This window comes from Vibrio sp. 11-4(1) (assembly GCF_013048625.1).
GTDB lineage: Bacteria > Pseudomonadota > Gammaproteobacteria > Enterobacterales > Vibrionaceae > Vibrio > Vibrio diabolicus.
This window is the reverse complement of record NZ_VHSY01000004.1, coordinates 257,560-270,046: the sequence shown is the minus strand read 5'-3', so window position 1 is coordinate 270,046 and position 12,487 is coordinate 257,560. Positions and strand designations below refer to the sequence as shown.

Here is a 12,487-nt window from a genome sequence, read left to right as displayed (position 1 = left end):
TGTCATACCAAAGCATAGTGGCGTTATTAGAACGTAAGTATGAGATTAGTTCAATAGCTAAGTGTGACATGAGTCGCTTTATTTATGTAACTATTTGTTGGTAAAAGATAATAATTAACCATGTTGGTTCAGAATCAGTAGCTTGAGCGTCCTGATTCTGAACAGAACTTAATCCTAGGCTGCGTGAACAATGAGTGGCGCCATTTGATATAACTCTTCTAGTATGGCTTTCGTTTGTCTCGAATAGACCAGACGATCGCGATCGCCTACGAGTTGAATGGCTCTGACTTTACCTGCAACCAGACATTGCCTAATGGTGCGTAGAACCATTTGGATATCAATCTCTGAGGTACCATCAAGGCTGTTTTTGGTTTTTAGGGAGCCAAGGTCGATACTGAGGATTATTTGGTCGCAATGGTCGAGGTAATTGCCGATCAACTGCTTTACATTATTGCGATGACGAAAAGAAAACTCTTTATCGGTTACCCAGTCACAACCTTGATCCTCCGCGTATTCCCACGTTTCTTGCTTTGTATCTTGTTCGCTAACACCAGCAAAAAATAATCGCACGTTTTGATAGCGAGAAAGAGCAAAATGGAATGCCGAGCCTAAACGTGGTTCAAGTGTTGGCTTCAAGTTCATGTCATGTCCAATATTTACCACACCCACTTCGTCTCGATAAGACACGACCACAGGTAACATGGACAAGATTGCCTCGGTACAGTTGGTCACTAAAACGGGAATAGAATGACGAGAAAGCGAAAGACTTAACGCTTCCTGAAACTCCCCATTTTCCAGCTTGTCGTGGTTGAAGTGACCAAAGTTTTCAGCGGTTTCATGATCATGCTGTTGGTATAGCCAATCGCTAGCATTTTCCAAACTTTGATCAGCTAATTCAAACGCGCCCTTAGACATGGGGGGCAAATACTCACACACTGTCATAAAAGAAAAAGGGTAATGCTGCGGCTGTTTCACGGTGTGGTGGAGTTTATAGCGTTTGAAAAAGCTTAACATGATGAATTACCTTTCTGGTGGTAGTGCCCTTGCCGCTTGCAACACATGCAAAATAATGCGCTGCTTATCCTTTTCGACTCGGTGGGCCGGAGCCATCACCGAGACCGCGCCGATCAGTTTGCTTCCTTTCATCACTGGTGCACTGATGCCAGAAACACCCGGGTCAATTTCTGAAGTACTGACGGCATATCCGTGTTTACGGATGGTTGTGAGCTCTTGTTCCCATTCGTCTCGTCGGTGATCTTGATTAAAGTATCTCAAGATTTTCTCGCATCGACTTTGAGGCATAAAAGCGAGCATCACTTTAGATGAGGCACCACGTAGCAGAGGTTGACTTTGACCCTGGACGAAGCTGCAACGCAGCGCCTGCATACTTTCTTTTTGTCTGACACAAAGCGCGCGATACCCTGCAGGTACCATATAAGCGGCCATTTCCCCTGTTTGTTGTACCAACCGAGCCAGTATGGTTTCGACCATATCTAAACCATGCTGTGCGGTCTCATAGCTATGCATGAGCAGCAATGCTGCCGGGCCAACGACAAATGTCTTGTCGTGTACGCTTTCTTCAATCAAGTTCCACTCTTTGAGCAGCTTCAAGTGTCGGTAGAGACTGCTCAAAGGAACGTTCAATTGCTCGCTTAGCGTTTTCGCAGAGACTGGGAATGGACTAACTGCAACTTGCATTAACAACTGCAGTGCTTTTTCGTTTACCTGGTTCGCATTAGCTTTGTTTGTCGTCATGAGAGTGTTGTAACGTGTTATATGAATTACGACAAATATAATTCTTAATCACTGAGAAAAGAAAAATAATTTTAATGGGTAATTCTCGTAGAGTGAGAATTTGACGACTGAGGGCTTGCCTCGGTACCGATAGGCTCAAAAATGATGTCGTATTGACGTCTCAGGTTTGAGTCGTTTGATGCTAAATTGGAACAGGAGGGATTAAGGCATTGTTTAGTTTGCGGTATTACTAAGTGTTTCGCATACTGAGTTAATCTAAATAAATAATATTATAAACGAGAGTTGCTAGTGGGTATCAGAATCCAGATACCATATCAGTAAATCGGTTTTATAAAAGGTTACTTTTATATGCTGAATAAGGCGCTTTTTAAAAAAGCCATCATTTTTTTGTTGCCCATTCCTTTGATTGTTGGCGAAGTCTTGTATTTAGCTCGTGAAAGCGTGCAAAACAACCTCAACCATCTATTAGAAAAAAATGTTCAAATCGCAGACGAAATTTTATTCCAAATAGAGACCGAAAACCGCACGGCTTTGTTGCATCCTAGACGATGTGAAGAGCTTCAGCAAAACTTGATGTTTGAACGAGATATCGAAGAAATGCTGATTGTAAAAGATGGGATCATTACGTGTTCTTCTAAACTGGGCGTAATTTCTAAGCCGTTAGCCGAGCACATTACATTTCCTGAGGGACAAGCGTTAGCACTGGGAAACGTGGATAGTGTATATGACCAATTTTTGCTCGTCGTGACCGAAGGAGAGCGAGGTTATCAAGCGGTGACGATTATTGATCATGACTACTTTAATGCGAAGATAGGATTTAATAACGATTTACGTTTAAAACGCTCTGCCTTATTTATCCATGACCAAGTTGCACCTGAAGAAGCGTTGAGAACGGGAAGTAACCCTATTGGCATCAAATCGTCGCAAATGTTTGAATATGAAGCTTTGAGTGAAGCTAGCGATCTATTTGTCAAACAAAGAACACTTTCCTATTTTTTGTATTCAATTCCAATCATTTTTGTTATCTATCTTTGCTTATATGCGTTAAATAAATTTATCGATCCTCATCGAAGCTTGGTCTTAGATTTAAAGAAAGCCATAAAGAAAGGCGAGTTGACTCTGTATTACCAGCCCCAGATTAACGTCGATACTGGTCAACTATTTGGTTTTGAAGCCCTAGTGCGATGGGAACATCAGAATAAAGGGTTCATTTCTCCTGATGAGTTTGTGCCAGCGGCGGAGCAAAGTGGATTGGTCTTTTTGCTCACGGATTACGTTCTCGATAAAGCGGCAGAAGACTTTAGTAAATTAGACTTTAATCAGTCTGTTCACCTTGGTATTAATGTGCCGCCCGGTTACTTAGTTGGGCCAAACGCGATTAGAAAGATTCAACTCATTGACAGGAAGTTATGTCGAAATAACGTCTCATTAGGCATAGAGATAACAGAACGTCAACTCATTGATGCTGAAGCCAGAAAGTGCATTGCAGCGCTGCGAGTACATGGCATTGATGTGTTAATCGACGATTTTGGTACCGGTCAAACCTCGCTGGCGTTTCTGCAGCACATGCGTATTGATTACCTAAAAATCGATAAGTGTTTTGTCGAAACTATTGGCATACCTAGCCTTAGTGCTTCTGTTTTAAAAGCTATTGTTCACTTTGCGGAAGAGCTAAAAGTACAACTCATCGCTGAAGGTGTAGAAACAACGGCGCAAGCCGACCATTTGAAAAAGATGGGAGTGCGATATCATCAAGGATATTTTTACTCCAAGCCTTTACCTTATGATCAACTTGCTCAGCGAAGTCATTATGATTGGTAAACGTTAGCCCGATAACATTGGTCATTGTCATCAAAAACAAACTCTAACTCATTCTTGATGCTATCCAAGCGGTCTTCTTGGTAATGAGATACATACAATAGCTGGCTTAAATTCTCTCGGGCGATGAGCTCAAGTGTATTCTTAACTAAACGCCTACCAAGAAAATCTAACCCTTGATATGGCTCGTCCAAAATCAGTAATGTTGGTTGTTTAACGATGGCTCTTGCAATCAACAACAGGCGCTGTTGACCATACTCTAATTGTTTGAATGAGGTTTTTCGGTATTGGCTCATATGTAGGATGTCGAGCCATTCGTTTGCGATGTCCACTTCTTTACGAGTGGGTTGGTTATACAACCCTATGGAGTCGTAAAAACCGGACAAAATCACGTCTAGCGCACTGCAGTTAACGCGGTATTGAAGGTGTAACGCTGAAGATACCATACCTATGTGCTGCTTAATTTCCCAGATTGTCTCGCCAGACCCTCGCTTTTTACCAAAGATATCAATGTCATTGCTGTAGCACTGAGGATGATCACCAAAGATTAACCCAAGCAAGGTGCTCTTCCCACAGCCATTTGGGCCTTTGATCTGCCAATGCTGACCTTTGTCTATTCGCCAGTTTAAGTCAGTAAAGATCTTCTTATCAGTGTATTCAACAGACCCATTTGTTAGTTTAAATATTGGGTTGTCGAAGTGTGTCGAGTGCTGATGCTGACGTATCAAGTTCATCATTTCTTCACTCTGTTGCTCGGACTGAGATTTAATTTGTTCAATGATTGGATGATTATCCCAACTGGATTTATCCATCGTACTGTCCAGCTTTCCTGCACTGAAAAGCGCAACGCGATCAATCCACTCAGGTATATCAGACTCGCGAGAGAAGGTGACCAGTAGCTGTACGGTTTGAGAAAGCGAGTGTAAATAGTGAGCGAGAGCTGCTCGATGGGCAATATCTAAACCAGTAAATGGGTTATCTAGCAGTAACAAATCAGGCTGTGTTGCTAAAGCGCGAGCTAGCATCACTCGTCTTGTTTCCCCAGTAGAGAGAACACGAAAGCCACTGTGTTTAAGGTGAGTTAGGTCTAGATCGGTAATCAGCTGATCTATTAAATTAGCGTCTTGGCTGCGCTCCTGAATGAGTGAGTAAACGGTACTGCCTTGGTCGATACGATCAAGAAAGTCTGTATCGTCCTTTTCTAATTCTCTTTCCAGTAATCGCTGTTGCTCTGATAACGACACTTGAGCAACGGACAGCCCATCAAGCTCAAGTTTCCCGCTTATTGGTGAAAGTTCACCACAAATAAGGTCTCCAAGTAGAGATCCAATATCCCCATCCGCGCTGAATATTCCCCAAGATTGCTGAGTGTCTATTTTCCAATCGTCAATAAATAGGTGAGCCGTGTTCCCTTGAGCGGCAAGCTGACTAAAACGAATAGTCATATGTTTGTCTTCCTTGTTTTCGTTGTAATCGTGTATTTATAACAATTTACGAACTCAGTAAGGAAGCGCTTTTGTGTATTAATTTTAATCAATGCAGCATCTTGTGAGCACTCAAGGGTAGTGCTATTTGAGAGTGAAACCGCCACTATGTTTGCAGGTAATAAATTGACCTATCAGTAATTTTATTGAATTTTACAATGAGCTTATCATTATGCGCATAAATGTTATGCTGCTACACTCATACTTGCCGTTTATTTAATTAATCAATGTAAGGACACATGTTTATGAGTGAAACGGAATATGATTACCCTTCGAGTTACAGCCTAGTTTCTATCACCGATACGTCCAGCTATATCAAATATGCCAGTGAAAACTTTAATGAAGTCGCGGGGTTTGATGATGGTGAACTTATCGGTAAGCCTCACAATGTTGTACGCCACCCAGACATGCCGAAACAGGCTTTTAAAGATTTATGGACGCACCTAAAAGCCGGAAAACACTGGATGGGAATGGTGAAAAACCGACGTAAAAACGGAGGGTATTATTGGGTTGATGCGTTTGCTTCTCCTATCAAATCCAATGGTGAAGTTGTTGAATACCAATCGGTTCGATTTAAACCTGAGCGTATACATGTTCAACGAGCGGAAAAAGCGTATTCAAAGCTTCGGAATAACGGTAAACCATTGCAAATGTATCTTCCTCGTACGCGTTTGTGGATGAGATCAGCCTTCTTTCTTTTCATTTCCAACCTTCTTGGCTTGCTAACTCTACAAATGAACCAATCACCAGCGGTGGCCTTTGGCATTGCTGCATTAATTTCCGTGTTCTCAATTTATGTATTAACCAGGCCAGTTGAGAAGCTTGCTAGACAGGCTAGGCAAGACTTCAACAATCCACTAATGGAGTATATTTATTGCGGAAAAATTAACGATCTGGCTGAAATTGAGCTGGGTATGAAGATGCGTAAGCAATTTGCAGATGCGCTATTAGGGCGAGTCGGGGTGTCTGTAAAAGACTCTTGCGAAGAAACGCGTGCAAGTGCCAACAGTGCTGCGACTAATAGCCAGCAAGTGACGGAAAACTTGAGTGCACAGAAAGTAGAGATCGACTCGGTCGCTACAGCGGTCAACGAGATGCAAGCCTCATCATCTGAGATATCAAATAATGCTCAAGCGACTGCCGATGCTACGCTAGAAGCGCAGAACACGATGATAGATAGCCGTAGCGTTATAGATAATGTTAACCACTCGGTACTAGAGCTGGTGGATGAGCTCGGCGAAATCTCTAAAGTGGTCATGCGTTTGAACCAACAAACCGAGCAAATAGGAACTGTTGTTGAAGTGATCAATGATATTGCTGAACAAACCAACTTATTAGCGTTGAATGCAGCAATTGAAGCGGCGAGGGCAGGCGAACAAGGGAGAGGGTTTGCAGTCGTTGCGGATGAAGTGAGAACCCTTGCTAAAAGAACACAGGAATCGACAACAGAAATTAAAGCGGCCATTGAAGGGATTCAAAAGGGCAGTAAATCAGCGGTTTCTGCGCTAGAGAAAGGCAATGAAATGTCGACTGGAACGGTAACATTATTAGGCACGGCTTTAGAGAGCATCCAACAGCTGCAATCTCTCGTTCAGGATGTAGTCGAGCGAAATCAACAAATTGCGGTAGCGATAGAAGAACAGGTTTACGTAACGGATGAGATTAACGAAAACATCCAGTCGCTTAACTTAAAGTACAGTGAATCGTATGAACTGATGACTGAAACGAATCATATGAACACCAAAGTGCAAAATTGCACCAATGACCTGTCTGAAATGATTAAGAAGTTTGCTTAAACTTTAGAAAATCGAAGTTAAAAGCCCGCTAAAAATTGGCGGGCTTTTAACTGGAATATAGTGAAGTGCTGGATTCGTTTACGAGCGAGGATTTCTAAATCTCGTTTTTGTAAGAGCTAAAACGACGAAAGCTCGCAATAAATGCGAGCTTTCTAAATAAGTGGCGGAGAGAGTGGGACGAATATGGGAACTGGCAACTTACTGTATTTACATAGTTTATTGTAATACAAAACAAACTGGATAAGACGACTCTTAGAATATGAGCCTGCCGAAATCTGAGATGCTTTGGGTTATGTTAAGCCTATATAGCACTTCATGGAACAGGACGATAAACTACCAAAACAGGAACCTGTTTTGGTAGTGTTTTGAGCTTAGAGTTTAAAGAACTTATTGTCTTGAGATAGCTCCATGATGATGTGCTGTTTATACTTAAGATAATCTTCTTGTTCTAGCTTATCAGACAGCATTGAGACAATATGTTGTCCCGAGAGTTGAATTGATTCATCAAACATTTTACGAACGTGTTGTATGTCGATTTCATCAATGGAATCGTGTAGTACAAAGTTAGGCCTCAATGCTTGCATATCACAAACTGTCTTGATGTATGCTAGATCAAACGTTACAACTTCGAGTCTCTTCAATCCACCCTCATTGTTTGATTCTACATCGTCAACATGTGGGGAACATTCACCTTTTTCTTGGTCTAGGTGAAGACTAAAGTTGTACTCAACACCATAGAAATCACGAGTGTAGACTTTGAAGTTTTCGATATATTTTTCTTCAAATGAGGTTACATTGCTCAGTTCTGTTTCCAACTCACTAGCCAACTCAGCTAATCTTTGTTTCTCAAGTATCAGTTTCGAATCAATATCATTTTTTTTCTCGATGATCGCTGTTAGTTTGGCTAACTCTTTATCAAGTGCACCGATTTCCTTCATCGTGTCTGATATCTCTTCTATTTTCTTTTTTGACTTAAGATCATCAAAAAGCATCTGTTTCTGATTTTTCAGTTGACCAAACTTGATAGTTGCTTGTTCATGCTTTTGTTGCAGCTTATCTAGCCCCAGGGAAACAAACTCTCGTTTGGTATTCAAAAGATGGTTATGGAAGGAGAGTGCTTGTTCATAATCATCAAGAGTAGATTCTATTTTTACCGATGCATACTCATAGATTGATCTCAGCTCATCAAGCAAATGATGCTGCTCATTGGTCTTTAGTATTTCATTGGTTTTATAGATGTTTTTGATTTTCAAATCTAATGAAAGAATCTCATCAGACAATGAGTTTTGTTCGTCATCAATCCTATTAATTTTAGAAATGATCTCTAGCTTGTCGATACCTTTCTCGGATGATAATAAAGATTTTTCTAATTTAGTAATATCTTTCTTTATTTTGGATACTGAACCAACAATCTTATCTTGAGAAATGACACTATTGAACGCTTTTAGATTGACCTGCTCCCCGTAATCTAGTCCAGTCTACACTTAGTAATGTTCATCCAACCAAGGAGATGATGAACATGAAAAAGCGATTCAATGAACAACAAATCATTGCCATTCTAAAGGAAGCGGAAGCAGGTATCCCCGCCCGAGAGCTTTGCCGCAAGCATGGGATATCGGATGCGACTTTCTATACATGGCGTAAAAAATACGCGGGACTGGATGTTTCTGAAGCCCGTCGGCTTAAAGCACTGGAAGACGAAAATGCTCGACTCAAAAAGTTGCTGGCTGAAACATTACTGGATGCAGAAGCCCTGAAAATTGCTCTTAGCCAAAAGTACTGACCGTCGAGGACAAGCGCAAGGCTGTTAAAGTCATTCAGAAAGGCACCCAACTTTCAGAACGCAGAGCCTGTCTGCTCGTCGGTATTCAACGCGCGTCACTGCGATATCAACCTCAAGCTAATCGCGAGGATGAGAAGCTTCATGCTCGTATAAAAGAACTGGCATTGGAGCGACGTCGATTTGGTTATCGTCGAATCCATCGCCTTCTGAGGCGAGAAGGTTTTGATGTTAACCATAAGCGAGTTTATCGCTTGTACTGCGAATTAGGCTTAACGGTCAGCAAACGGAGACGTAGAAAATCACAGTGTGTTGAGCGAGAGCCACTCTTGCTTCCTTCAGTACCAAATCACACTTGGTCTATGGACTTTGTGATGGATGCGCTCAGTAACGGCAGACGGATTAAATGCCTGACGATTGTGGATGACTACACAAAGGAGTGCCTAGATATTCCTGTAGCTACGGGGATCTCAGGGGATGAAGTTGTGATCACGCTGGAGTCTATCGCTGCGTTTCGAGGTTATCCAGAAGCAATTCGAACGGATCAAGGCCCAGAATTTACAGGGAAAGCGCTTGACCAATGGGCTTATCAGCATGGTGTGATTTTAAAATTAATCCAAGCAGGAAAACCGACACAAAATGCTTATATTGAAAGTTTTAATGGTAAGTTCAGAGATGAATGTTTAAACGAGCACTGGTTTAAGGATTTGAGTCATGCTCGTGACCTAATCAGCCTCTGGCGAATGGATTACAATGAAAATCGCCCCCACTCAGCTCTGGGTTACTTAACTCCTTCTGAGTTTGCAGCGACAACAAGAAAGGCACGAAACAGCGGTAATTTAACAAGCATTACTAATGAAGTTTTGGATTAGTTCTCGGGGGCAGGTCACAGAGGCTCAACCACCACTGTCACATGAAGCTTCACCTAATAGTACAGAAGTGGAGCATATCAGTTCGATATTTCCCAAGTTATTACTGCATAACAGAAGCTATAGCTTTCATTCCTCTTCTGAAAGCTGAGCTATTATATCTCTCTTGAGCTTTGCCATTTGAATTCTTGGTATAAATCCAGGGTCTTTTGGAATTTCGCTATACTTGTAGCCATGAATGGTTATGTCAAAAGATTCCAAATCCAAATCTCTTAGATGTCTTAGCTTCCTATATTTCATTGATAAACTATTGATTATAGGGATTTCATTCCTGTAACGTTCAATCAAGCGTAAATCATCAATTGTTCGGTCATTTAAACGTATAGAGTCGGAAGATTGTACTATGCGTATGCTAGTAAATGGGCTATCAGCTCCTAGATTTAGTTTAACTATTTCTTCAGGATCTAATATAAATGAATATTCTGAATCAAAACAGTTCTCATAGGGATTAATATGAGTTTCTGTGTTAAAATCAACATTTCCTCTAACTGTTGAGTTACATAGACCACAGCAAGGTATTAGATTAAAAAAAGATAAAGCTAAGTATGGATATTTACTTTTTAAGTAAAAATGGTCTAAATCTAAGAATAACTTTTCAATACCATTCTCATAACCTACTATATCAAGCTTATTATTATTGCAGTAAAAGCACTGAGCCTGTTCCCCAAGCAATTTTTTATATGTATCAATGCAGCCTTTTGATTGTCTATAGTTGTTATATGTAAAAACATCATCAGAAATGGTATTATAAAAATCCGTTTTATTCCCATTTTCAGAATGCCAGTCTTCAGGGGTAAGTATACCTTCAATTTCAGCAATGATAGTATTAAATTCTAAAGGAGTAGATAGAATGACTCTTTCCAACCCTAGCATGTTGTTTGACAAAAAATAGTCTACAAAATCACCTAGCCTTTTTTGATGCTCGACATCACCCGCACAGTGTTCGACCAAATACCCATCCGATAAAAACTTTCTTTTCGCATTTATCAATCGGCTCGACAATGAATTTTGATGAGGAGTACCATCCCTCTTTAAGGGGTTGACTCTACTAAGATGATATCTTGATATTTCATCTAGTTTATCTGATGACTTATCAACGAGGCATGAATTGGATATCTTAATCATAGTATTTAGCCAATTTCTTTATTTGCACTTTACTTACTTCATCAGAAATTAGTTCTAATGTTTGATAGAAGCTTTCACTAAGAGGGCTACCAATAGGATTTTCTTTTACCTCTGTAAGTAAAGATATTATTTTCTCATAAGCTAGTGCTCCAACTTTACTTTCCTTTAAGAAAAATCCTTGTGAATACAGATCATACAAATTTGCCCCAAAAGGATTAAATTCATTATTATCAATTCTAGTTAACTTATTTTTGCATTTTAGTAATATTAAACATCGTTTAGGAAAATCCGTCATTATCAATGGAGAGTGACTTGTCACGATCAATTGAATACTACTTTTATTTATTATTGATAATATCTCCACCATTTTCTTCATAAATAAAAGTTGCCATTCAGGATGCAAATACAAATCTGCCTCATCAAGCATAATAAGAGTATCATTTCTCCTAGTTTTTATTTGAGAATATATAGACGATAAAATACCAATTATAGCTTTCTGACCACTACTCATATCAAGGAAAACAGGCTTACTATATTTAGAAATAACTGAAATGTCTCTTATCATTTTTGAATCATGGAAGTCAGGTACCAATGTAAACCTAAAACCGCTTATCCCAGAGTAGTCTACTTTTTCTAGAATATTCGGATTGCTTTTAAAATAATTATCAAGATATTCAACATCATCTATTAATTTATAAGCAAATTCTCTATTTGATTTTCTAATGTTTACATTTTTTGAATCAAGTGGACTTGTATTTAACATGTCCATAAACGCTTTTCTTATAGCATTAGTAGAAATAGATTCAACCTCTAGTAATTTCAATAAATCATTCAAGATATTGAAACGACCACGATTATCTATATCTCCATTACTTCCATCCTTTAATAGGTCGAAAAACTCGTTAAAGACAATAACAAAAGGAATATAAATCGGCAGAATTTTTTTCTTAATTCTATTGTTTACCCTCTTAATTAATCTGTCATACCTATCTGCTAATTCCATTATGTCATTTTCATTGTTATTAAAGAAATCTTCATCAAAAGAACTAGCAATAAATTTTTGACCTCTATTTTTTAACGGCCTAATTGTGACACCTATTTCAGTAGGAATAGAAAAACCATCTCCTACTTCTTTGTTAGAAAGAAATTCAAAAATTTCTAAAAACTCGTTTCCCGACTTAGCTCTGTTATTAATAGAAAGGTTTAGTATTTTTTTATCAAACCCCATATCCGAGCTATCAAATGTATTTGATAAAAAAACAGTATTTAATCCTGGAATTTCATCCTTATACTCAACAACTCTTCCATTAAAGTTATTTGTTGGTCCAAGTCTATCCTTCCCTGTAACCCTACAATAAATTAATGGCCCATCATTGCCATCAACAACCACGATAAAATTAGATTTAATTCTAGATCGTGCTCTTGACATAACCGTACCAATCAACTTTAGGCAGTTTGTCTTACCAGAGCCATTTTTTCCAAAAATACCAGTTACAGATGTTACACCATCACCAAAAAAATTTTCTGGTAATGATAGTTCTTCACTGCGCTCTAAAGAGTTAAGTTCTTTGTTATAGTTGTATTTATGTTTGTTACTAAGATTAAGTGAAAAATCGACCAGACTATTAAATTTCTCAACCCAGATAAATGCTAATTCCATACTGTTAGAACATCTCATTCATATTGATTTTCCTATTATAAACTTAAATTTCATTAATCAAATCGATTAATTCAATTTATTGGTTTGATTGGTTATGGTATTTGTAACAATTAGCTTTAGCTAGTCAGCAAGATCTGAAT

The 12,487-nt window shown here is 39.3% G+C and carries 9 protein-coding genes; 3 read left to right on the top strand and 6 right to left on the bottom strand.

Annotated elements, in window-relative coordinates:
- Positions 1-174: 174 nt before the first annotated feature.
- Together FKN16_RS10095 and FKN16_RS10090 are read right to left on the bottom strand one after the other, a co-directional pair.
- A complete protein-coding gene (locus FKN16_RS10095; protein ID WP_005391051.1) occupies positions 175-1,014 on the bottom strand; it encodes an arginase family protein in 840 nt (279 codons plus the stop codon).
- 6 nt (positions 1,015-1,020) lie between these two features.
- A complete protein-coding gene (locus tag FKN16_RS10090; RefSeq protein WP_005391048.1) occupies positions 1,021-1,755 on the bottom strand; it encodes an IclR family transcriptional regulator in 735 nt (244 codons plus the stop codon).
- A gap of 348 nt (positions 1,756-2,103) precedes the next feature.
- Here FKN16_RS10090 and FKN16_RS10085 point away from each other — a divergent pair, with 348 nt between their 5' ends.
- Positions 2,104-3,576: an EAL domain-containing protein gene (locus FKN16_RS10085; protein WP_170902604.1), complete on the top strand. Its 1,473-nt coding sequence runs from the start codon at positions 2,104-2,106 to the stop codon at positions 3,574-3,576.
- Here FKN16_RS10085 and modF read toward each other — a convergent pair.
- Positions 3,564-5,018: a molybdate ABC transporter ATP-binding protein ModF gene (modF, locus tag FKN16_RS10080; RefSeq protein ID WP_170902603.1), complete on the bottom strand. Its 1,455-nt coding sequence runs from the start codon at positions 5,016-5,018 to the stop codon at positions 3,564-3,566. The two genes, FKN16_RS10085 and modF, sit on opposite strands and share 13 nt — an antisense overlap.
- Positions 5,019-5,302: 284 nt before the next feature.
- Here modF and FKN16_RS10075 point away from each other — a divergent pair, with 284 nt between their 5' ends.
- On the top strand, positions 5,303-6,853 hold the full coding sequence (locus FKN16_RS10075) for a PAS domain-containing methyl-accepting chemotaxis protein (protein WP_170902602.1): 1,551 nt from the start codon (positions 5,303-5,305) through the stop codon (positions 6,851-6,853).
- A 371-nt stretch (positions 6,854-7,224) separates the two neighbouring features.
- Here FKN16_RS10075 and FKN16_RS10070 read toward each other — a convergent pair whose 3' ends face one another.
- A complete protein-coding gene (locus FKN16_RS10070) occupies positions 7,225-8,133 on the bottom strand; it encodes a DUF2326 domain-containing protein (RefSeq protein WP_249370532.1) in 909 nt (302 codons plus the stop codon).
- Positions 8,134-8,372: 239 nt separating this feature from the next.
- Here FKN16_RS10070 and FKN16_RS10065 point away from each other — a divergent pair.
- A protein-coding gene (locus tag FKN16_RS10065) for an IS3 family transposase (RefSeq protein WP_249370531.1) occupies positions 8,373-9,505 on the top strand; the annotation gives its coding sequence in 2 pieces (ribosomal slippage) (positions 8,373-8,625 and positions 8,625-9,505; 1,134 coding nt in all).
- Positions 9,506-9,631: 126 nt separating this feature from the next.
- Here FKN16_RS10065 and FKN16_RS10060 read toward each other — a convergent pair.
- Entirely contained in the window at positions 9,632-10,687 is a 1,056-nt protein-coding gene (locus tag FKN16_RS10060; RefSeq protein ID WP_170902601.1) for a hypothetical protein, read from the bottom strand.
- Entirely contained in the window at positions 10,680-12,347 is a 1,668-nt protein-coding gene (locus FKN16_RS10055; RefSeq protein WP_170902600.1) for an AAA family ATPase, read from the bottom strand. The genes FKN16_RS10060 and FKN16_RS10055 overlap by 8 nt, the downstream gene beginning before the upstream one ends.
- Positions 12,348-12,487 lie beyond the last annotated feature (140 nt).